A 21,966-nucleotide genomic window follows, 5' to 3' on the forward strand; every position below is an offset into this window, starting at 1 on the left:
TTACCTTGACTGAAGCCGCGGGCTCGATGCCCGAGGCTGAGATGATGCATGGGAGAGCGACATGGATGGTCGCGGCGATAGCAACGGCCCCAAGGACGCTTCCACGATCGAAGCTGACGATGCGGTCGACCAGCGCCTGGGTGAAACCGTGCGGCTGCTGCGGCAGCGCGCCGGCCTTTCGATCCAGGACGTCGCCAACAAGACCGGCCTGTCGACCGGCATGGTCAGCCAGCTCGAACGCGCACGCGCGATGCCCTCGATCCGCACCCTGCGCCTGCTCGGCATCGCGCTCGATGTCCCCATCTCCTATTTCTTCGAAAGCAGCGATCCCGCCGACGGGCAGCGCTACATCGTGCGCAAGACCAACCGGCGGCTGCTGCGGCTCACCGCCAGCGGCGTCGTCAAGGAAGCGTTGACCCCGGAAGGCAAGGGCCAGCTCGAGCTCTACGAGCTCACGCTCAATCCCGGCGCCTCCTCCGGCACCGACTTCCTGCAGCACACCGGCGAGAAGGCGGGCTACATCCTCTCGGGCGGCCTGCGGCTGTGGCTCGACAACCAGGCCCATGTGCTGGAAGCCGGCGACAGCTTTCGTTTTCCGAGCGTCGTGCCGCACATGTTCGACAACCCGACCCAGCAGGTGGCGCGCGTGATCTGGGTGACGACGCTGCGCCAGACCGATTCGCCTGCGGTTTGAGGCGCGCCAAGGGGTGTTCCGTATCCCGTTGAGTTTCCGGCGTGACTACAATGAACTTCCTGCGGGCCGCACTGAACGCCCGACGCAAGGCGCGCGGCGAGCAGGAATTCTACACCCGCGAATTTCTGAAATGAGACGGTTGGCTTAACTTCGCCCAGGACATGCTCAAGCGCGGCTTCAATGTCGGCTTCTTCGGTCGCGAGAAGAAGCGCAACGAAGTTTTGCAGATGGCGCTGTTCGAGCCGAGCCTGTGCGGCCTGGACGAGATCGATGCTGGCCTCGACATCGACGCGCTGCGTATCGTCGCCAACGCAATCAACGGCTTGCGTTCGCCGGGTCGACGGCTCGCAAGGAATGCGTCCATCTGAACGCCGACTTCTGCGAGATCAATTGCGATTTCTAAGTCATGACGGGTCACAAACTGTACAGTCCGACTGGGGTCGGGGTACTTTACGGCAAGTCTGAGCACTGGCCTCGATGTCGCCCTTCAACCGGAAGATGATTCGCGAGGTTGCGTTCCAGTGTCATTTACGGCGATCCGCCACACCAGGTCAAAGCGGGTACGCCGCCGATCGTCGAAGCCCATCGGTTTAGGCGCCGCTGTCGATTACATCAATTCAATAGGCAAGGTGCAGAACCACACGCACGAGAAAATACTGCTCGGTTACCCGGAGGAGTCTCAGGCCATCAACTTCGTGCGCATGATCGGGACTCCGGCCGAGAAGGGCCGATCATTTCGTTTGAAGTGAAGGGAACACATGCGCATGATATTACCGCCATGCTCGACCGCGCCGGTGTAGCCGTTCGGACGGGGGCGCACTGTGCGATGCCGCTGCTCAAGTGTTTCAGCCTGCTGGCGACGTGCCGTGTGTCCCTTGGACTTTACAATACACCGCGACTGCAGTGCTCTGCGATTGAAGGCGGAAGTCGGCCGCAAGCGGGCTGGCCGACATCACCTGCTGCGATGATGATGACGTGCACGATCCCATGCTGCAGAGCTCAACGCGAGCTGCGTCGCCTCGTTTACGCTCGCCAGGTCACGCGAGCAGTTGCCACGGCCTGATAAGGGCACGCACGGGCACATCGATCTCTTCGCAGCATCTGTAGGTTTCAGTAAGTATAGAAGCATTGGCAAGCCTGTCAGAACTGGGCAGGAATTTCAGGCAGAGCCCGCCTTGTTCCATTTCGAACGGGGCCACACCAAGAGTTCTCTGCGAAAGCGGGATGTCGGATTCGCAACAACGCCCGTGTCACCGCACGAGGCGCGCTAAGTAGCTTTGATTGTTACGGTCTTGGTGCTCACGAGACGCTGGCATGCTGGTTGCAAAAGTCTTGGTCAAGAAGCCGCCCTCGCAACAGCTAACCTTGAAGGACATCAGATGAGCCTCGCCACGACCCAGAGCATCGCAGAAATCAGGGCTCGCAACAAAGAGCTGATCGAGGAGGTGCTGAAGGTCTATCCGGAGAAAACAGCGAAACGGCGTGCCAAGCACCTCAATGTTCACCAGGCCGGAAAGTCAGACTGCGGCGTGAAGTCCAACATCAAATCCATACCTGGCGTGATGACGATCAGAGGCTGCGCCTATGCAGGCTCAAAGGGGGTGGTCTGGGGACCAATCAAGGACATGGTTCATATCAGCCATGGCCCCGTCGGCTGCGGTCAGTATTCGTGGGGTTCGCGTCGCAACTATTACGTTGGCACCACAGGTATCGATAGCTTCGTGACCCTGCAGTTCACCTCCGACTTCCAGGAAAAGGACATCGTATTCGGCGGCGACAAAAAACTGGTCAAAATTCTTGATGAAATCCAAGAGCTGTTTCCACTCAACAACGGCATCACGATCCAATCGGAATGCCCGATCGGATTGATCGGTGACGATATCGAAGCCGTCTCACGAGCGAAATCCAAGGAATATGGCGGCAAGACCATCGTGCCGGTCCGTTGTGAGGGCTTCCGGGGCGTGTCGCAGTCACTGGGCCATCACATTGCGAACGATGCGGTGCGAGATTGGATTTTCGGGCATCTCGAGGGCGATGGCAAACCCAAGTTCGAGCCGACGCCGTACGATGTTGCGATTATCGGAGACTACAATATCGGGGGCGACGCCTGGTCATCACGAATTCTGCTGGAGGAGATGGGCCTGCGGGTAATCGCGCAGTGGTCCGGCGATGGCTCACTGGCTGAGCTCGAAGCAACGCCGAAGGCAAAGCTCAACATTCTGCATTGCTACCGTTCGATGAACTATATCTCACGCCACATGGAAGAGAAGTTCGGTATCCCGTGGTGCGAGTACAATTTCTTCGGACCATTAAAGATCGCAGAGTCCTTGCGCAAGATTGCGGGTTATTTCGACGACAAGATCAAGGAAGGGGCCGAGCGGGTAATCGAGAAGTATCAGCCGCTCGTGAACGCGGTGATCGCAAAATATCGGCCTCGCTTGGAGGGCAAGACGGTGATGCTGTACGTCGGCGGGCTCCGTCCGCGTCATGTGATTGGCGCATATGAGGACCTGGGGATGGAAGTCATTGGCACCGGATACGAGTTCGGTCACAACGATGACTATCAGCGGACAGCTCAGCACTACGTGAAGGACAGCACGCTTATCTACGATGACGTCAATGGCTACGAGTTCGAGCGCTTCGTCGAAAAGCTCCAGCCTGACCTTGTCGGGTCAGGTATCAAGGAAAAGTACGTTTTTCAAAAGATGGGTGTGCCGTTCCGGCAGATGCACTCTTGGGACTATTCGGGTCCATATCACGGCTATGACGGATTCGCGATCTTTGCGCGCGACATGGACATGGCTATCAACTCGCCGATTTGGAAGAAAACGAAGGCCCCCTGGAAGGAAGCTTCGAGGGCCAAGCTCCAGGCTGCGGAATAAAGCAACTCATCTCGCTTGGGAAAGCCGGGCGATACCAATCTCGACGATAGTGAAGGATTTCACCAATGGCGCAGAGTGCCGAGCACGTGATCGATCATGTCGAACTGTTCCGCGGTCCAGAATACCAGCAGATGCTGGCCAAGAAGAAGATATTCGAGAACCCTCGCGATCCCGCCGAGGTCGAACGTATCAAGGAATGGACGAAAACCGCCGAATATCGCGAAAAAAACTTCGCGCGGGAGGCGCTAGCGGTAAATCCGGCCAAGGCGTGCCAGCCGCTTGGCGCCGTATTCGCCTCTGTTGGCTTTGAGCGCACGTTGCCCTTCGTCCACGGCTCGCAAGGCTGTGTGGCCTATTACCGCAGTCATTTGTCGCGGCACTTCAAGGAGCCTAGCTCCTGTGTCTCTTCGTCAATGACGGAAGACGCTGCCGTATTCGGCGGTCTGAACAACATGACCGACGGGCTGGCGAACAGCTACAACATGTACAAGCCCAAGATGATTGCGGTTTCCACAACCTGCATGGCCGAGGTGATCGGCGATGACCTCAACGCCTTCATCAAGACTTCGAAAGAAAAAGGCTCGGTTCCGGCGGATTTCGACGTGCCGTTCGCCCACACGCCGGCGTTCGTCGGCAGCCACGTCACCGGCTATGACAATGCGCTCAAGGGCATTCTGGAGCATTTTTGGGACGGCAAGGCCGGAACAGCGCCGAAGCTTGAGCGCAAACCGAATGGGGCGATCAACATCATTGGCGGATTCGATGGCTATACCGTTGGGAACCTTCGCGAGATCAAGCGCATCTTGGAATTGATGGGCATCCAGCATACGGTTCTCGCCGACAATTCTGAAGTGTTCGATACTCCGACCGACGGCGAATTCCGGATGTATGATGGTGGTACGACGCTGGAGGATGCGGCGAACGCGATTCATGCCAAGGCGACTATCTCCATGCAACAGTGGTGCACGGAAAAGACGCTGGCATTCGTGGCGGAGCATGGCCAGGACGTCGTATCCTTCAACTACCCGGTGGGCTTATCTGCAACGGATGACTTCATCGTCGCGCTGTCACGCCTCAGCGGCAAGGAGATTCCCGAGCAACTTGCGCGAGAACGTGGCCGCCTGGTGGACGCCATCGCCGACTCCAGCGCGCATGTTCATGGCAAGAAGTTCGCGATCTATGGCGATCCGGATCTTTGCTATGGGTTGGCTGCGTTTCTGCTCGAACTTGGCGCCGAACCGACCCATGTGCTGTCTACCAACGGCAACAAGGCATGGCAGGAAAAAATGCAGGCGCTGCTTGCAAGCTCGCCATTTGGACAGGGCTGCCAAGCCTATCCCGGCCGAGACCTCTGGCACATGCGCTCACTTCTGTTTACTGAGCCCGTCGATTTTCTGATTGGCAACACCTACGGGAAGTACCTGGAGCGTGATACCGGAACGCCACTGATCCGCATCGGCTTTCCGATTTTTGATCGGCATCACCATCACCGCTCCCCCCTATGGGGCTATCAGGGCGGCCTGAATGTGCTGGTGAAGATCCTGGACAAGATCTTCGACGAGATCGACAAAAACACCAACGTTCTTGGCAAAACGGACTACAGCTTCGACATCATTCGCTGATGAGCGACTGCGCGTGCCATCGCCCAGGCAATGGGCGATGGCACGAGCACATGGTCATTGAGTTTGCAATTTGTTCGCCCTGAGAGGAAACAGGATGAGTTCACTAGCGGCCACGGTCCAGAATATCTTCGACGAGCCAGGCTGCGCCAAGAATGGCAGTAAGTCAGAGGCTGAACGCAGGAACGGCTGCACCAAACAGCTGCAGCCGGGTAGTGCTGCCGGCGGCTGTGCTTTCGATGGCGCCAAGGTTGCGTTGCAGCCGTTCACCGACGTGGCTCACTTGGTACATGGTCCGATCGCGTGCGAGGGCAATTCCTGGGACAATCGGGGTGCGGTGTCGTCCGGCTCGGATCTGTGGCGCACCGCATTCACAACCGATTTGAGCGAAACCGATATTGTATTCGGAGGCGAGAAGCGGCTTTGCAAAGCGATCAAGGAGATCATCGACAAGTACGATCCGTGCGCCATCTTCGTTTATCAAACCTGCATCCCAGCGATGATCGGCGACGACATCAACGCAGTCTGCAAGGCGGCATCTCGAAGATTTCTAAAGCCGGTGATCCCGATCAATTCTCCGGGCTTCGTCGGTTCGAAGAATCTCGGCAACAAGCTGGCCGGCGAGGCCTTGCTTGACTATGTGATCGGTACACGAGAACCGGACTACACCACCCCGTACGACATCAATCTCATCGGAGAATACAACCTTTCGGGCGAGCTCTGGCAAGTGAAGCCATTACTAGACGAGCTTGGAGTACGAATTCTCTGCTGCATCTCAGGCGACGGCAAATATCGCGAAGTCGCTTCATCTCATCGCGCACGGGCGGCTATGTTGGTGTGCTCAAAGTCCATGATCAACGTCGCACGCAAAATGGAGCAACGCTACGGGATTCCATTCTTCGAGGGTTCTTTCTACGGTATTCAAGATTCGAGCGAATCGCTACGGCAGATTGCCCGCTTATTGGTTGAACGCGGCGCCCCGACAGATCTGCTCGGGCGCACCGAAGCGTTGATCGCGCGCGAGGAAGCGTGGGCCTGGGGTGCGATCGAGCCGTATAAGCCACGGTTCGGAGGCAAAAAGGCCTTGTTAATGACCGGGGGCGTCAAGTCATGGTCGGTCGTTGCGGCACTCCAGGAAGCCGGGCTTGAGTTAGTCGGCACCAGCGTAAAGAAATCGACCAAGGAAGATAAGGAGCGCATTAAGGAGCTCATGGGGCATGATGCCAACATGATCGAGAATATGACGCCGCGCGAAATGTACGAGATGCTGAAGGGCGCAAAAGCGGACATCATGCTATCGGGCGGCAAGTCGCAGTTCGTCGCGCTGAAAGCGGCGGTGCCTTGGCTCGATATCAACCAGGAGCGTTGCCACGCCTATATGGGCTATGTCGGAATGGTCAAGCTGGTGGAGGAGATCGATAAGTCGCTCTCCAGTCCGATGTGGGAGCAGCTACGTCGACCTGCGCCATGGGAGGCGTTGGCTAAGGCGATGGAGCAGATGCAATCGCCCGCGACCGCGCTCGCCGACCCGGCGCTCGCCGAAAAGTCGCGCCGCGCCAGGAAGATCTGCATCTGCAACAGGGTCGATCTGGGCACGATCGAGGATGCAATCTACGCGCATCGCCTGAGGAGCGTCGAAGCGGTCAGGGAGCATACCAATGCGGTCGGTGGCTGCTGTCAAAGACGTATCGACGAGATCTTGGTGTCCGAGCCATCTGCCATGCGACAGGCCGCAGAGTAGGGAGGCGTCATGGCCATCGTCACGACGCCGACAAAAGCCTGCGCTGTCAACCCGCTGAAGATGAGCCAGCCGATCGGCGGCGCATTCGCCTTCATGGGGCTGGGCGGGGCGATGCCGCTTCTGCACGGCTCCCAGGGGTGCACATCCTTCGGGCTCACGCTCTTTGTCCGGCATTTCAAAGAGGCTGTACCGCTGCAGACCACCGCGATGAGTGAGGTCACGACTGTACTGGGTGGTTATGAGAATCTCGAGCAGGCGATACTGAACATCTACAAGCGAGCTAAGCCAAAGATCATCGGAATCTGCTCGACTGGCGTCACCGAGACCAACGGCGACGATGTGGATGCCTACCTCAAGCTGATCCGGAGCAAGCATCCGCAACTCGCAAAGTTGCCGCTCGTTTACGTCTCGACACCTGATTTCAAGGGTGCGTTCCAGGACGGCTGGGAGAAGGCTGTCGCGCGCATTGTGGAGGTGCTGGTGGATGGGCCAAATGCCAGTCGCCTGAGGGATCCATCGAGGGTGAATGTTCTGCCGGGATGTCACCTCACGCCCGGCGATCTTGATGAACTCCGTGTCATACTGGAGGATTTCGGGTTGTCTCCGTCCTTCCTCCCTGACCTGGCGGGATCGCTCGATGGGCATATCCCCGATGAGTTTACGCCAACGACCGTCGGCGGCATCGACGTCGGCGAAATTGCGAATATGGGCCGCGCCGGGTGGACGATTGCAATCGGCGCGCAGATGCGGCGAGCTGCAGAGGTCATGCAGGCAAAGACCGGCGTGCCTTTTCGTGTCTTCGAGCGGCTGTGTGGCCTTTGTCCGAATGATGAGTTCATGACGTTTTTGAGCGAGATCAGCGGCCGCCCGATACCCTTGAAATATCGACGCCAGCGCAGTCAGCTCGCAGATGCTATGCTGGATGCGCACTTCCATATTGGCGGTCGCAAACTTGCAATCGGTGCCGAGCCAGATCTTCTGCTCGATTTGTCCGGCATGCTGAGCGACATGGGCACGCAGGTGACCGTTGCCGTGACGACGACTCAGTCGGAGGTGATCGAGCGGATCAAGACCAATGAAGTGATCATTGGCGATCTCGCAGATCTGGAAGACCTTGCCAAAGAGAGGCATTGTGACCTGCTGATCACGCATTCGCATGGAAGGCAAGCGGCGGCGCGGCTGAAGGTGCCGTTCTATCGCGCAGGTTTTCCGATATTCGATCGACTTGGCGCGGGACACCAGCTATCGGTAGGCTACCGTGGTACGCGGAATGTGATCTTCGAAATCGCGAATCTCGTGATTGCGCATCGCGACGAGAACGATCAGCCTACGCCCGATAAGTGGCGGACTGGGCGCGTACTGCCACGATGCGCGGGCCATCGCAGCTCCACCGTCGCGACTGAGAGGTCGGTTGCATGAAAGTTGCGTTTGCCACTCAGGACCTGAGACGCGTCGATGCTCATTTTGGTTGGGCAAAGAATATCGCAATCTACGATGTCGCTCCTGGCGGGCACGTGTTTGTTAAAGCGATCGAGTTTGATGGCGATCTTAAGGAAGACGGCAGCGATGATAAGTTGGCGCCAAAGATCGAGGCTATCAAGGATTGCGCAATCCTTTACGTCGCTGCCATTGGTGGTGCAGCGGCTGCGCGAGTGGTGGCCAACAAAATCCATCCTATCAAGGTGAGCAAACCGGAAAACATTCTAGTGCTCCTAGAAAAACTCGAGCGGGTGCTGAAGGGCACACCACCTCCCTGGCTGCGCAAGGTCATGGCAAAGGACCAGGGGAGAACGTTCGAGTTTGATGAATGAGGTGATATGACCGAAAAAATAGAGCAGCAGGCCAGCCCGGTCGACGCGCCATTCCTCATCGATTTGGTCAAGATTTGGCGTGCTCAGGATACTAACGGAGCCTGGGAAGGGAAGAGCGATCGTGATCTGCTCGAACCCTATATCCTGAACATGGAGAAGCGGCGCGCATTGCCGATTATTGGTGATCCCGATGCCAAGACACTGTGGCGGCTTGAGCTGTTCTTCAATGCAGTTGCGCTGTCAGTAGAGAGGGAGACCGGCGTTATGATTCAGCCGATTCTGAAGCTGCATCATGAAGGCTTCGGGCGCATAGTGCTCATCGCAGGGCGGTTGGTCGCCGTAAACAAGCAGCTGCGCGACGTGCATCGCTTCGGTTTCGACAGTTTCGTCAAGCTGGCTCAGGAGGGGGATAAATATGTCACGGATGGAGTTGACCTGATTCGGAAATTCCCCGACGTGGCGAACTATTGAGGATGCACACTCATGAGCGATCGTGAAACACTGAAGGCCGAACTTAGGAAAGTGTCTGCCAAGGCGATACAGGCCAAGATGGATCTGCACGACCTTTCGGAAGAACTGCCCATCAACTGGACCTCGATCATGGTGGTCGCGCAGAAGGCGTACGATGCTTATGCCGAACTTGAGCGCAAGAGCCTCGCCTTAAAGGCGCTGGAGAATACCTAGAGGGGCAATGCATGTCGTTTCAAACACGAGACGGACGCGACTGGACGCCACAATACTTGATCACGATCGATGCAAAGAAATGCATCGGCTGTGGCCGCTGTTTCAAGGTGTGCGGTCGAGATGTCATGACCTTGAAAGGAATCAACGAGGAAGGCGAACTTATCGAGCTCGACAATGACGACGACGAGGAGATCGAGAAGAAGATCATGGTCCTGGACGATCAGGGTGCCTGCATCGGCTGCGGTGCGTGCGCCAGGGTTTGCCCGGCCGACTGCCAGACCCACGTTTCAGCTGCAGCCGAAACTGCATGAGCGAAGGCAGCTCTCCGCGGCCTTTAAGAGCAGCAGGTCCGGCTCGGTTTAAAGGAGAGCATCTTCAGGAACAGCTGGGCTGCAACGATATCACGTTTGTGGTAGGTCTTCAGGTGCTCATCCGCGTCGAGAACGCGGGCGATATCTTCCTGGAACATCAAATGCGAGAGGACGGCGATCATCCGTTGGTCTTGTCACGTCCTGCCAGGAGAGGCATGGAGCCCGTCTAGCGGAAATGGGTGTTGTCCACGTGGGCCGCAACCATTTAGTGCTTGATCCTAACCAGCACCCCGAAGTGTGGACGAGGAACGAGAACGACAAGTGGAAGCGGGTCGAAAGGCCCACGAGGTAGTCGTCCGTTCTTTTCGCAGGCACGGTGTCAACCCCGATAGTAAACGTGATCCACTGCCGGGTTCATGGTTCTTTCCGCGGTCGTCTCCACAGGGAGCCGCCGCATGATCGCGTTCAAGAGGTCTGCATCTCGACGTGAAGCGTGCGGCGTGTAAAGCCCGCAGGCACGACTTCAAGATGGCCAACACCTTCGTCCCGGCAGGGACGCTTGTTCCGCCGAAGGCGCATCTGGCGCGTTTAAGACTGCCTCATGCGGCGCGCATCTCTGGCCGGAACTCAGTGCCATCGGCGGTCAGGAAGAGACGCCAAAGAGTCTTTAGCTAGGCGCGCAGGATGCCCAACTGCCGGTGCCCGAGCGTGGCGAGCAATTTGCGGCGTTGCATTCGCAGGTTGTGTGGCTCGATCCTGCCCGCTCGAAACAAGCTCGTGGACGTGCGGCGCGCCGGCCGTTCTCGCTGGACAGCGGCGGATGTCGATCCAGTCCCAATCGACGTTGCCGGCGAGCTGAACCGCGCGTGCTTCATATTGACGATCTGGTCCAGCCTGGCCCGGAACAGATTGCCCGATCCCCGTCGTCCTGTGCTTCTTCGGCCGCATCGCCACCTCCGATGCGACGGAATTATGGCTGTCGATTCGAGGGAATCCAGAAAATGAAATTCCAAGACTCCTATGCCCGATGCACCAAGACCGTGCCTTCGCATATCAGTCCACAACGATGAGATGCGGTTCTAGCTCATTTGCTTTAGCCGCTCTTCACTGACGAGGAGTTAGCTTCCTCTCACAAGAGCCGGCGACAGATGCTCAACCTCGGCGCGTCAGCTCGTGGTCAGCTAGACATCTTACCATCCTCGGTAGAGCTCGAGCAACGCGAGCTCTGACCCCCAAACCGTACCGACAGGAGAGCGATCCGATGTATGGCCGAATTGTTGGCTCATCTAGCCAATCCACAAGCGCTACCCAGGCTGATGAAGCAAGGCATTCAGATGACGAGGGCTTTGCGGAAAGGCTTGCAGGCATGGCGCCCGATGCTGGCCCAAGTTCGTCTCAGGCAGCGACACGGCCGTACTCTGTAACTTCCCAACCTCCGATCAAAGAGATCGACAGTGATGAGTTCGGGGAAGAAGTGAAGGCCTTCTATGGCGACGACATCAAGTACATTGCCGAGCGTCCACTGGAGTACTCGGATTTCATATCCACAAAAGCTGAGCGCGCGGCAAACATTGCTAGAACCTATGGTCACACCGACGAAGATACCGACCAGGCGCGATATTACGCCTATCGCTTGGGTGACAAAACTGTCGGGCTTCTGAGGACAGAAGGCGGACTTCGGGTAGGAGGAAGGCGATTCAGCGCCCAGTTTCCCGGTCGCAACGCGGTCACATCCCAAGTAGATCTTCGGGTTACTCATCCGCTCGTTGAGAACGCTGGCGATATTCTACTTGAACATCAGCTTCGGCAAGACGGCGAACAAGCATTGATAATGTCAAAACCTGCGTTCCCAGGCATCGAGTCCCGTCTGGCTCAGATGGGCTTTGTTCCTGTGAGTGATAAGAATCACTGGGTACTTGATCCTCACCAGCATCCCGACAAGTGGACGCATAACGACGAAGGTAAATGGCAACGTGTAGGCAAACCTGAAGGATATCTTGCCGCCGAGAGTAGTGGTGCTCAGGCAAACATCGAGCGAGCTTCGAGTGAAGCAAGTGATGAGACAGAGTCGTCAGGCGATGACACGTCTTGGTACTTCGAGCGCCTCAATCTAGGCCCGGGGTCGGCTGCCGAATAGTTGCTGTTTACGAGGTCGGGCCTGAAAGCGGTGGCTACTCGTGGTCATTGAGTATGTTGCTGCAGGAATGGCTCGCCACTTCAACACGCGCTTGCGTCAGGCGGCGTGATCGCGCCCAGAGTGCTGCCCGATCAGCTCTGGGCCGCTCGCCGCCAACGCGGCTTAGCCCTCAGCTGCCTGCGCTGGCGCTGCGCAGCCCGGTGCTCCCCCACCGCGGTTGGCTAGGGCGGCGGTCTACCGACCAATCCTGCTTGAGTGGGGCATCTTGATACAGTGGGCGACATCGTCAATGCACCAAAGCAGAGCCCGTAAGAGCGGCGACGGCGCTCAAAGAGAGCCATGAAGTGATCATGAATCCGATTGAGAATAAGCAACCTGGAAATGATATGGTCTCTCTGCGGGACGGTCAAACTTGGCCGCGAGCCTGGTCAAGAACCCGAAACCCTGCTGGCCTTCTACGACTTCCCTGCCGAGCATTGCGATCAACTGCGAACGACGAATGAGATAGACTAGCGTTTTTCTTCATGGTGAGACGATTGCGGCGATCATTCGTCTGCCCGTCCGCATCTGGCGCGGTATTGTTCGCAAAGACGTCGATTGCCGCTGCGGGCGGACGTCCGATTCGACGCCAAATAGACTTGGCGCGAATCCCTCTGTTGGCGGCTTGCACCGAGAGCGGTACCTTGTCCAGGATATTGACGGTGTTGTGCACCTAGCAGCGCGGGTGTCGGGTGACGGCAAGCCTTCCAGAAGCCGAGCGCGCCGTCGCCGACGCAATTTCCGGGCCGATCTGCAACCCGCGATTTGCTTGATGTCGATCAGGAGCTCGCGCCTGATGTAACAGTATTGGTAGTGTCATTCATGGCGTATCGCTCTTCTCTCGAGAGGTTTTGGCAGCGTTCGACAACCGCCTCGATACGCAACCTATCTCAGGCCCGTCATCACTCACATTCCCGCATAGTCTAGCGAAGCTCGAAGGTTCGGTCATCTCGGGCATCGGCCAATAAGTCAGCCGCCTTCTTCGACATCGGGAACCGGGAGCCAGGCTCCGCGAGGCGGTTTCTTCGCGATCATATAGGCTGGTGCCGGCGCCTGGGTCACGCCGTCCTCGTTCTTGAACGCATACTTGGTCGTCCGTTAGAAAGCCGATTTCAGCGGTGATGGCCGCTGAGGGCAACAATGATGGTGGTACGCCAAAGAGTACTCAGCCAGGTGAGGATGCGGCGGAAGTTGTGGCCGACGGCGGAGAGGGTGATTGTCGGCGCCGCCGGCGCGGCCTTTGAGGTAACAGCGGCCGAGGTGACCATCGGCCTTCAGTTGTCCTATGACGGGTTCGATGGCGGAGGGGCGGCGCAGCTCGCGTTTGATGATGCCGAAGACCCCGTGCTTTTGGCCGGAGATGAAGGCGCGACGCGGGTGCACCGAAATATCAGGTGCACTGGCGTCCCTCCATCGCCGAGGCACTCCACGTCCGAGGCGTTGAAAGAATGCAGCTGCAGCCGCGCTGGCGCTGCCGCTGCGCGCGAATCTGCGTGGCCCTTCCAAGCGGAAGGGTGAACGCGTTCTCGAGCGCAGACTGACCTTCGATCTTGCGGCGGATCTCGTGGATGATCCGGCCCAGCCGGCTGCGCAGGATGCGCAGCTGCCGGTGCTGCCGCTTGAATTGCTTGCAAGGGCGTAGCCAGAAGCCATCATTGCCGCGGTGTTGGCAATACCAAGATAGGACTGCCGGAGCTCGACCCCGGGCTTGCTCGCCAGGCGGCTGATCCCCTTGATTCCCGGGGGCAGCAGCTTGGTCGGTTGGGAAGGTGATGGCCTTCGCTGCACAGTAGTGTCGACCGTGACCCGCTTGAGGTCCTGATTGGATAAGGTGCCGTCCTCGTGCGCCACCCGCAGGCGGTTGGCCTGCAACACCGCCAGCTTCTCGGCCGCTTGCGCCAGTGGCTCAGGTCCCCAGCGCTCGTGCGGGGAGGCGTGCTGAAAGAACTCTTCGCCGGCGAATTACTGGAAACACGTTCTTCGGCCGCATCGCCACCTTCGTGCGACGACGGAATTATGGCTGGCGACGATTCGACGGAACTGAAAATGAAATTCCAAGGCTCCGATGCCCGGTGCACTAAAACCCCGCATTTGCAAACCGGTCCACAACGACAAAGTGCGATTCTAACTCGTTCGCTTAGCCGTTCTTCACTGACGAGGAAGTATTTTTCGAAAGCTGAAGGCGGTGGTATCGATACTGAGGGAAGGTTCGAGTCGGATTCCTCAGACGATGAGCCTTCATGTTACTTGGAGCGCGCTCTTAGTAGGGCTCTTCCTGGAGTAAAGTGGCTGCAACAGCAGCTGCGGGCCGGAAATGACGGACATTTCGCCGTTCCACGCGCGGGCGCAAGGGCTAGCCTAAAAGGGGCGCACGTTCGCCGCGTGCGCCTCTCGCGGGCGGGGAGCGAGCGTTCACTTTCTGGAAAGGCACTTGCGATGCCGCGATGAATACGGTCGCAGGGCATCGGAACCGGGCCTTCCGCAGCGTGACGATTAGCGAGCAGCAACCAGCCATCGAGTTTAGCGGTCCGGCAAATGGTCCAGAAAGGTCGGAGCGCGAAAGCTGTAGCTGCGCAGCCCGGCAGGAAAGGGCAGCAAGGCTCAATGCTCCTGCGAATTGTTCTGAATTATGCGTGAGTAATGGGGTGAGCTGCAAATGGGCTTGCGCGTTGTTACCGCAGACGCGATCCGCGCCGGCACTTGTACAGTTTTTGCACGTTGATTGCACAACGACAATGAAAAGCGCCTTGCAATAAACGAGCGATGAATGCAGCCAAATTCCATCTATACGATTTGCGGCTTTAACGACATTCCAAGCCGCCAAGCCATGGGATTCCATCTTATGGTCGTCGATGATAATGGCAATCACCGACCGTGGTCCATCATTGTGGTGCGCTGGGGCAAAAAGGTACTTGGCTATGTCAATCAATGCCCTCACAACAGCGTCAATTTGGACTGGGAGCGGAACCAATTCCTGGACCCATACGGTATCCGACTGATGTGCGGCAAGCACGGTTCGACCTTCGAACTCGGCACCGGCCGGTGTGTCGAAGGTCCATGTGAGGGTAGAACGCTCACGCCGATCGCGTTGGCAGTTCTGGATGGTGATATCTGTGTCCTCGGCGTGCGTCTTGTCGAAGACGATGCATCGCCAGACAACTGAAGACCGCCTCAGACCGGGCGGTTCTCGTTGCGGTTTTTCACCGGCTCCATCCTCTTTAGCCCGCCGTCGTAAGAGATCTCCTCATAGGACAGATCGAGATCCTTTGCGGCATCGAGGAGGTAATCAAGCTTGCCGCGCGGATCGAGCTTCTTGATGTCGTCCTTGTTCAGCCCGACCAGGTCCATCATCTCCTTCCAAACGGTGGATTCATCGCAGGGTAAGACGTGGAAGTTAATATCGCCGAACTTCACTCTGTACTTCGCCAGCAAATCGATGTTGTTGCAAAACATGAAGTAGCTTCCGGTTGGGCTTAAGGCGCCGTCAAGGACGGTTGCTACGTCAGCAAGATACGCGAAGGAGTGTAGGTATCCGGCCAGCACTGGAAAAGTGCGTTCTCCGTCCTGCGCGATCGTCAGAACCTGCTCGATCGAATAGTCCGGCGGTCGCTTCTCGTCGGCGACCTGAGTCTGGAACTTCAGTGCGATGTCGCCACGAAAGCCGAACCGGCCCGGCTTGGTAGTCGCGCCTTTGAGTACGGCGTTGAGCAGGCGGCCCTCCTTCTCAAATCTGCCGAGTGCGGTGTTCTCGATTGCAGTCATTAAAATCGTCCTCGATCTAAGCTCTTCACCGACCCGTTGGTCGGTGCCAGATGCGATGCAAATTGCCTGCCGCCGCAGCGTAGCAGCGCAACCTAAGAAGAAAACGTGTCATTGGCTGGCACCGCCTCATGTAAGCAATCCGACACCTGTTCCAAAGCCAACGTGCGAAGGCGCGCATCATTAAGTGTCTGCGCGCTGGCACGTGACTTGCTCTTAGCGACGTTCAAGCTGATGAGGGAAAGACGTGATCAACCTGACCGATAGCGCAGTGAATGCGATCAAGAGTGCGATATCATCGTCCACGCGCCCGTCCGGCGGTCTGCGCGTCATGATTGAAGCAGGCGGCTGCAGTGGATTCAAATACAAGATGGGTCTGGCCGAGGAACCGAAGCCTGACGACACCGTGATCGAATGCGATGGGCTGAAGGTGTTCGTCGATAGCAAGAGCTGCGATCATCTAGTCGGTACGACCATCGATTTCGTCGTGGCGCTGGAGGGCTCTGGATTTACCTTTCACAACCCGAACGCCACCGCAAACTGCTCCTGCGGGAAATCGTTCTGCTGATGAAAAACATTGTTCAGGTGATGAGAAGAAAACATCGAAGCGCGCCGGCCGAGCCAAAACAACTGAGGCAATCGTCGTCCACTACGACAAAGCGGGAGCGTCGCATTCGCGACGCGCTTGAAGATATCATGCCTCATTCTACAACTCCACGGTGGCGGCTGGCAGCTGATCGGCATCGATGGCAGCCTGTTTATGGCTAGGCTGGCCGGTGGCTGTACGTCGTGTAAGCTTTCGAGGGCGAGCGTGGGACGTACAGGCGCGGCTGTTAAAATCCGCGGATTTAGTCGGCAAATCCTCGTTGCTGGTACTGGTGGGGCAGTGGATTGAGCGAAGATCGAGCGCCGATTTACCTCGATAACAATGCAACGACACGGACTGATCCGTCCGTCGTGCAAGCGATGTTGCCGTTCTTCACTGAGAACTTCGGCAATGCCTCATCCAGGCATGCCTTTGGCAACGACGTCGCAGTTGCTGTGAGGCAGGCCCGGCGAAGCCTGAGGGACCTGTTAGGTAACGCATACGATCATGAAATCGTCTTCACCTCGGGAGGGACCGAAGCCAATAATGCCGCGATCCTCTCTGCTCTGGCGACGCAGGAAGAGCGAGACGAAATTGTAACTACTTCGGTTGAGCACTCCGCTGTACTTGCGCTGACTCAGCAATTGGCGGCAAGGGGAGTCAAGACGCACATAGTACCCGTAGATGCTTGCGGCCGGCTCGACATCGAGGCGTTTCGCTGCGCGCTTGGGCCACGCACAGCCATTGCCTCCGTTATGTGGGCCAATAACGAGACCGGAACGCTGTTTCCTGTGGAGTTTCTGGCCGGATTGACCCGTGAGGCGGGCGCGCTGTTTCACACAGATGCGGTCCAGGCAATTGGGAAGCTGCGTTTGAACCTAAAGGAAAGCGCGATCGACATGCTGTCGCTATCCGCGCACAAACTGCACGGCCCCAAGGGGGTCGGCGCGATGTATTTGCGCAAAGGGACTAAATTCCGGCCGCTAATCTGCGGCGGATCACAGGAACGAGGGCGCCGCGGCGGGACCGAGAATGTTCCCGGGATCGTCGGCCTGGGAAAGGCTGCCGGGCTTGCGGCGGAGCGGCTTGAACCCGAGCGCGTTCGCATTGGCGCTTTGCGCGACCGCCTTGAACATGGAGTTTTGCGCAATGGGGAGTGCGTTGTGCTCGGTGACGTCAGCAATCGGTTGGCGAACACGGCCAATATTGCCTTCGACCACCTCGAAGGCGAAGCCATCGCCCACCATCTCGATCGGGCGGGCATAGCCGTGTCGCTCGGATCAGCCTGCAACTCCGGTTCAATGCAGCCATCGCATGTTCTGTGTGCCATGCAGGTGCCGACGTGGCGGATGCACGGCGCCGTGCGCTTTTCTCTGTCGCGTGAGACCTCGTTGGCGGAGGTCGATGAGGTCGTGTGCGCTGTGTCCGACATTGTGGCTCGCATGCGCGCCATCTCCGGCGCCACTGTTAGGGAGTAGACCTTGTGAAGATCATGATCCGCCGGTCTCCGGAGGGCCTGTCCATCTACGTGCCAAAAAAGGATCTCGAAGAGCAAATCGTGGAATCCGAGTACGAGACGCTGTGGGGCGGCTGGATCAAAGTGGCTAATGGCTGGGTGTTCGATTTGCCTGATATGGCGAGCGACACCCGGTTGCCAATCACAATCAATGCGAAAAAGCGGGACGAGACCGGGCACGATCCCTGAAGACACTCCCCGCAGATCGACTTTGTCGTTGCGGCGGCTGCATGGGGCGCTCTCGTTGGTTTGAGGGCCCCGAGTATCGTTCCATATCGTCCTGGCCACGCTGAATGGCGCAGATCCGTTCTGCCGACAACGCCAGACGCATTGGCCGGCTTCTTCGCCAGCAAATTTGCGCCGCCGCAGCGAGTTACGGGCAATGCGGTCAGGGGCGACCCCAGTATATCCAAATTAGCAAACATATCGCTGTCGCAACGGAATTGATGACGCAGACAATCGCTCGCTCAGTTGAGCCGAGGCGGTTACACTCCATCCTGCTCCCGGTCGTTGGGCGTCCAGCAGGATCCGTGGTAGCCACTACTGGCCTTGTCGAGCCCGGATCCCCCCGCGTGTATCGGGCTTGCGAGAGCCGCAACGCGGCAAACGCGTTAGATGGAGCGGCGTTCGGGGGAGCTTAGCGCGAGAATGAATGCGCAAGGCATAAAGCTCTGGGTGAGAATGGCGACGTATCTGTCGTTTTGCTAACAAGCTCATCATGGCTGTTGTTGCATGCGCCAGTGCTAACGTCGCGCCAACTCGATGGCCTGCGGCTGCGATTGCATCATTCTGGCCATGGCATGCAAGTTGCTACCCAGCTTTATGAGGCTCGCTCAAGGATGGTCCTGGGAGAGCGACGATGTCTCCAGGGAAAAGCGAATGAACGCGGTCGTCGGACGCGGAACATATGTCAAAGCTGCAGTAAATCACGGCAAGATGATGCAGCCCACCACCGATCATAAGGGCTGCTGCGCTTCGGCCAAGACCGGGCAGGCGAGCTGCGGCTCGAAGGCCGGCCAAGGCGATCTGCCAACCGAAATCTGGGAAAAGGTCAAAGACCATCCCTGCTATAGCGAAGACGCGCACCATCATTACGCTCGCATGCATGTCGCGGTCGCGCCTGCCTGCAACATCCAGTGCAATTACTGCAACCGAAAATACGACTGCGCCAATGAATCGCGTCCGGGCGTGGTGAGCGAGAAGCTCACCCCTGAGCAGGCGGTGAGAAAAGTGCTCGCGATCGCGACCACCATTCCGCAGATGACAGTGCTTGGCATCGCTGGACCGGGCGATGCTCTGGCTAATCCAGCAAAGACGTTCGAAACGTTCGAGCTGGTCTCCAAGGCGGCTCCCGACATCAAGCTTTGTCTGTCAACCAACGGACTCGCACTGCCGGACTATGTTGATACCATTGTCAGGTCCAAGATTGACCACGTCACGATCACCATCAACATGGTTGATCCCGAAATCGGAGCCAAGATTTATCCGTGGATCTTCTTCAACCACAAGCGATACACGGGCATCGAGGCGGCAAAGATACTCACTGATCGCCAGCTGCAAGGCCTCGAGATGCTTAGCGAGCGGGGTATCTTGTGCAAGATAAACTCGGTGATGATCCCCAACATCAATGATGACCACTTGGTGGAGGTCAACAAGGCGGTCACGTCGCGCGGTGCCTTCCTTCACAATATCATGCCGCTGATCTCCGCACCCGAGCATGGCACAGCATTTGGCCGCAACGGTCAGCGCGGCCCGACGGCGCAAGAATTGAAAGCGCTGCAAGATGCCTGTGAAGGGCAGATAAACATGATGCGGCATTGTCGCCAGTGCCGCGCCGACGCGGTTGGTCTACTCGGGGACGATCGAGGCCCAGAGTTTACCACTGATCAGGTGATGAAAATGGACGTCCAGTATGACTTAGAGATGCGCAAGGCTTATCAGAAAAGAGTAGAGAATGAGCGCGTCTCCAAAGCCGAGGCCTGCCAAAAGGAGCTTGAGAAGCTTTCCGGAGAGATCAGCGCGATCACTCTTCTGGTGGCTGTGGCAACCAAGGGCTCGGGGTTGATCAACGAGCACTTTGGGCATGCAAAAGAATTCCAAATGTACGAGCTTTCTACATCCGGCGCCAAATTCGTTGGCGTACGCCGCGTGGAGGTTTACTGCCAGGGCGGTTATGGCGAGGAAGATAGACTTTCCACCATCGTGCGCGGCATCCGTGACTGCCATGCGGTCTTCGTGGCCAAGATTGGCGGCGGCCCCAAAAGCAATTTGATCAAGGCGGGCATCGAGCCGGTCGATCAATTCGCCTATGAGTTCATTGAGAAGTCGGCGATCGCTTGGTTCAGATCCTATCTCGACAAGGTGAGGCGCGGGGAAGTCCAGCATGGGGAGCGCGGCGACGCCGCGGTTCCGCTTCGGATCTCTGCGGCATAAGGAGGAATGTGTGCCGTTCAAAATCATCGCCTCGCAGTGCACGGGCTGCTCTGCCTGCGAACCCTTATGCCCGAACGTTGCTATATCGGAGAAGGAGGGGAGCTTTGTCATTGAGGCGACGAAATGCACCGAATGCGTCGGCCATTTTGACGAGCCGCAATGTGTAGCCGCCTGTCCGGTCGACAATACCTGCGTGGTTGACACGTCCTTGCCCCGCTATCAAGCGCCAGGCTAAAGCGTGAGATCTCATGAACGGCATGCCAGGACCTAGTGCTGAATCCGTCGCAAGCGTCGCCCTCGGGCTGGCGGCGTTGCAGGCGCGGGCGTTCGTACCCTACGGCGACTGCTCTGCATTGTCCTGCGGTCGTGCTGTTGGGTCGGCAGCACGGCCTGGCGGCATCTCGGAGCTCCGAGGGCGCTTCGTGGTACGAGAGCGGCCTCCAAGGCAGCCCTCCCATCGTCGATGTGATTGACGATACGGCGGGTGGGCACGAAATGATGCAGAGTGTTGCCCGCGTGAGCTAGGCGGCTTCTCGGCATCTCTAGAGGGAGCGGCGCATGAGGAGGGGATAGATGAACAGCATTCTTCGCGACAGCGATATCGTCGAGCTCAGCGGCCCGCCCGTCTTTAGCTTTGGCCAAAAGCTTCGAGCCAATCGCACCATCCGAAATGATGGCACCTATCCCGGCAAGGAGATTGGCGACCTCTTAGTTAAGAAGGGGGAGGTGGGTTACGTCGTCTCGATCGGCACTTTCTTGCAGCAATTCTACATCTACGGTGTGGAATTTCTGGACAGCGGCCACCGCGTTGGCATGAAACGCAAGGAGCTAGAGCCGGTGGAGACCTGTGAGGAGATCGATGATCTGCCGTTACCGGAGGAGTCATGACTCAGCAAGGCGTTCCGAAATATCGACGGGGCCAGCGAGTCAAAGCCGCAGTCGACCTCACCAACGACAGCTCATTTCCGAACGCGGAGCCCGAGGGAGTTTTGCTCGCCGCCGGAGCGACCGGCGAAATCATCAAGGTCGCTATCCACACCGAAGCGAACGTGCCGGTCTATATTGTCGATTTTGGTGAGGAGCTGCTCATCGGCTGTCTTGAAGAAGAAATAACAGTGCTTTGAAGGAGGCTTTCGCCATGAATGCCGCGCTGATGAGGAAAGCAAAGGCGGGGTTGCTGCCTCACCCAAACGAGCTCGATCGCAAACGAATTGAGCGGGGCTTGAGCGCGCGCAAGCGCTATCTTTACGTCTCGCCGAAAGTGGGGCCGGTGAGGGGCGGCTACCTCGTCGAGAGCCCTTGTTGCTCGCACAACATCGACACGGATGGCGCTCTCATCAATGTCGCCCTAATTCTTTATGATACCGTGAGCGGGATCTGGAAGCTATTTCGGAAGAATCATGCCCAGGGAGTCTGGGAATTTTACAGCCTTTACCTCCGCTTGCCTTCTGCAATCGACGACTTGAACGCGGATCCTGAGCGTCTGTTCTGGCAATAAGGGACCACCCTTTAATTGAAAAGAAGCCACGATGGCGCTCACCGCGAAAGAATTGATCGAAATCGAACGACCGCTTGCTGCGGATGGCGCCGACATGGGTCCGTTTGTTAGGCTGCGGCGCCGTTTGCCGCAGCTTTCTTGGGACCGCTGTCATGCGTCAGAGTTATCGGATCAGCCGTTCCGAGTCGATCTTCATATGCTCGATCGATCGGATCGCTGCGTGCAGATTACGCCCGACCCAACTCGACCGACTAGC

General features: G+C 57.7%; 23 protein-coding genes and 2 pseudogenes. 22 read left to right on the forward strand and 3 right to left on the reverse strand.

Going from position 1 to position 21,966, the window contains the following annotated elements:
• Positions 1–61 precede the first annotated feature (61 nt).
• The 12 genes and pseudogenes from AB7M16_RS23830 to fdxB all read left to right on the forward strand — a co-directional run bounded on the left by AB7M16_RS23830 (position 62) and on the right by fdxB (position 9,742).
• The gene (locus AB7M16_RS23830) at positions 62–694 is read left to right on the forward strand and encodes a cupin domain-containing protein (RefSeq protein ID WP_453945373.1); all 633 of its coding nucleotides are present in this window, start codon (positions 62–64) and stop codon (positions 692–694) included.
• A 32-nt stretch (positions 695–726) separates the two neighbouring features.
• Positions 727–1,041: pseudogene (sufC, locus tag AB7M16_RS23835) on the forward strand (Fe-S cluster assembly ATPase SufC); the annotation flags it as partial.
• A 59-nt stretch (positions 1,042–1,100) separates the two neighbouring features.
• Positions 1,101–1,196: an aminotransferase class V-fold PLP-dependent enzyme gene (locus AB7M16_RS23840; RefSeq protein WP_074448265.1), complete on the forward strand. Its 96-nt coding sequence runs from the start codon at positions 1,101–1,103 to the stop codon at positions 1,194–1,196.
• A gap of 9 nt (positions 1,197–1,205) precedes the next feature.
• Positions 1,206–1,757 carry an aminotransferase class V-fold PLP-dependent enzyme gene (locus AB7M16_RS23845; RefSeq protein ID WP_370137856.1) on the forward strand — a complete coding sequence of 184 codons (552 nt, stop codon included), beginning with the start codon at positions 1,206–1,208 and terminating at the stop codon, positions 1,755–1,757.
• Positions 1,758–2,073: 316 nt separating this feature from the next.
• Positions 2,074–3,576 (forward strand): nitrogenase molybdenum-iron protein alpha chain, encoded by a 1,503-nt coding sequence (gene nifD / locus AB7M16_RS23850; RefSeq protein ID WP_124163601.1) that lies wholly within the window; start codon positions 2,074–2,076, stop codon positions 3,574–3,576.
• A gap of 65 nt (positions 3,577–3,641) precedes the next feature.
• Positions 3,642–5,198: a nitrogenase molybdenum-iron protein subunit beta gene (gene nifK / locus AB7M16_RS23855; RefSeq protein ID WP_124163602.1), complete on the forward strand. Its 1,557-nt coding sequence runs from the start codon at positions 3,642–3,644 to the stop codon at positions 5,196–5,198.
• Between the two features lie 94 nt (positions 5,199–5,292).
• Positions 5,293–6,936: a nitrogenase iron-molybdenum cofactor biosynthesis protein NifE gene (gene nifE / locus AB7M16_RS23860; protein WP_124163603.1), complete on the forward strand. Its 1,644-nt coding sequence runs from the start codon at positions 5,293–5,295 to the stop codon at positions 6,934–6,936.
• Positions 6,937–6,945: 9 nt separating this feature from the next.
• A complete protein-coding gene (nifN, locus tag AB7M16_RS23865) occupies positions 6,946–8,355 on the forward strand; it encodes a nitrogenase iron-molybdenum cofactor biosynthesis protein NifN (protein ID WP_124163604.1) in 1,410 nt (469 codons plus the stop codon).
• The gene (gene nifX / locus AB7M16_RS23870; protein ID WP_036014919.1) at positions 8,352–8,747 is read left to right on the forward strand and encodes a nitrogen fixation protein NifX; all 396 of its coding nucleotides are present in this window, start codon (positions 8,352–8,354) and stop codon (positions 8,745–8,747) included. Before nifN ends, nifX begins: the two co-directional genes overlap by 4 nt.
• A gap of 6 nt (positions 8,748–8,753) precedes the next feature.
• Positions 8,754–9,218, forward strand: a complete 465-nt coding sequence (locus tag AB7M16_RS23875; protein WP_036032024.1) for a NifX-associated nitrogen fixation protein — start codon at positions 8,754–8,756, stop codon at positions 9,216–9,218.
• A 12-nt stretch (positions 9,219–9,230) separates the two neighbouring features.
• The gene (locus AB7M16_RS23880) at positions 9,231–9,431 is read left to right on the forward strand and encodes a CCE_0567 family metalloprotein (protein WP_036014914.1); all 201 of its coding nucleotides are present in this window, start codon (positions 9,231–9,233) and stop codon (positions 9,429–9,431) included.
• Positions 9,432–9,442: 11 nt separating this feature from the next.
• On the forward strand, positions 9,443–9,742 hold the full coding sequence (gene fdxB / locus AB7M16_RS23885; protein WP_124163606.1) for a ferredoxin III, nif-specific: 300 nt from the start codon (positions 9,443–9,445) through the stop codon (positions 9,740–9,742).
• A gap of 23 nt (positions 9,743–9,765) precedes the next feature.
• Here the strand turns inward: fdxB and AB7M16_RS23890 are convergent, their stop codons facing one another.
• Positions 9,766–9,924 carry a hypothetical protein gene (locus tag AB7M16_RS23890; protein WP_157786094.1) on the reverse strand — a complete coding sequence of 53 codons (159 nt, stop codon included), beginning with the start codon at positions 9,922–9,924 and terminating at the stop codon, positions 9,766–9,768.
• Between the two features lie 1,079 nt (positions 9,925–11,003).
• Here AB7M16_RS23890 and AB7M16_RS23895 point away from each other — a divergent pair.
• Positions 11,004–11,879 (forward strand): hypothetical protein, encoded by an 876-nt coding sequence (locus AB7M16_RS23895; RefSeq protein ID WP_036014963.1) that lies wholly within the window; start codon positions 11,004–11,006, stop codon positions 11,877–11,879.
• A gap of 1,151 nt (positions 11,880–13,030) precedes the next feature.
• Here the strand turns inward: AB7M16_RS23895 and AB7M16_RS23900 are convergent.
• Positions 13,031–13,880: pseudogene (locus tag AB7M16_RS23900) on the reverse strand (hypothetical protein); the annotation flags it as partial.
• 805 nt (positions 13,881–14,685) lie between these two features.
• Between AB7M16_RS23900 and AB7M16_RS23905 the strand changes: the two are divergent.
• Positions 14,686–15,081, forward strand: coding sequence for a Rieske (2Fe-2S) protein (locus AB7M16_RS23905; RefSeq protein WP_036031949.1), 396 nt, complete (start codon positions 14,686–14,688; stop codon positions 15,079–15,081).
• 8 nt (positions 15,082–15,089) lie between these two features.
• On the opposite strand, the gene AB7M16_RS23910 is transcribed toward AB7M16_RS23905, so the two are convergent.
• On the reverse strand, positions 15,090–15,680 hold the full coding sequence (locus AB7M16_RS23910) for a hypothetical protein (RefSeq protein ID WP_036031952.1): 591 nt from the start codon (positions 15,678–15,680) through the stop codon (positions 15,090–15,092).
• A gap of 244 nt (positions 15,681–15,924) precedes the next feature.
• On the opposite strand from AB7M16_RS23910, the gene AB7M16_RS23915 reads away from it, so the two are divergent.
• The 8 genes from AB7M16_RS23915 (at position 15,925) to AB7M16_RS23950 (ending at position 21,710) form a co-directional block, all read left to right on the forward strand.
• Positions 15,925–16,245: a HesB/IscA family protein gene (locus tag AB7M16_RS23915; protein ID WP_036031955.1), complete on the forward strand. Its 321-nt coding sequence runs from the start codon at positions 15,925–15,927 to the stop codon at positions 16,243–16,245.
• Positions 16,246–16,568: 323 nt separating this feature from the next.
• A complete protein-coding gene (gene nifS / locus AB7M16_RS23920) occupies positions 16,569–17,741 on the forward strand; it encodes a cysteine desulfurase NifS (RefSeq protein WP_124163607.1) in 1,173 nt (390 codons plus the stop codon).
• A gap of 5 nt (positions 17,742–17,746) precedes the next feature.
• On the forward strand, positions 17,747–17,968 hold the full coding sequence (gene nifT / locus AB7M16_RS23925) for a putative nitrogen fixation protein NifT (protein WP_036031961.1): 222 nt from the start codon (positions 17,747–17,749) through the stop codon (positions 17,966–17,968).
• A gap of 690 nt (positions 17,969–18,658) precedes the next feature.
• The gene (nifB, locus tag AB7M16_RS23930; RefSeq protein ID WP_199752381.1) at positions 18,659–20,212 is read left to right on the forward strand and encodes a nitrogenase cofactor biosynthesis protein NifB; all 1,554 of its coding nucleotides are present in this window, start codon (positions 18,659–18,661) and stop codon (positions 20,210–20,212) included.
• Between the two features lie 10 nt (positions 20,213–20,222).
• Positions 20,223–20,447 (forward strand): 4Fe-4S binding protein, encoded by a 225-nt coding sequence (locus AB7M16_RS23935; protein WP_036031964.1) that lies wholly within the window; start codon positions 20,223–20,225, stop codon positions 20,445–20,447.
• Between the two features lie 338 nt (positions 20,448–20,785).
• Complete coding sequence (locus AB7M16_RS23940; protein WP_036031967.1) at positions 20,786–21,100, forward strand: nitrogen fixation protein NifZ; 315 nt, start codon at positions 20,786–20,788, stop codon at positions 21,098–21,100.
• Positions 21,097–21,336 carry a nitrogen fixation protein NifZ gene (locus AB7M16_RS23945; protein ID WP_124163608.1) on the forward strand — a complete coding sequence of 80 codons (240 nt, stop codon included), beginning with the start codon at positions 21,097–21,099 and terminating at the stop codon, positions 21,334–21,336. The genes AB7M16_RS23940 and AB7M16_RS23945 overlap by 4 nt, the downstream gene beginning before the upstream one ends.
• Before the next feature lie 14 nt (positions 21,337–21,350).
• Positions 21,351–21,710, forward strand: a complete 360-nt coding sequence (locus tag AB7M16_RS23950; protein WP_453945374.1) for a DUF3024 domain-containing protein — start codon at positions 21,351–21,353, stop codon at positions 21,708–21,710.
• Positions 21,711–21,966: the final 256 nt, after the last annotated feature.

The sequence above is a fragment of the Bradyrhizobium sp. USDA 372 genome, assembly GCF_053629095.1.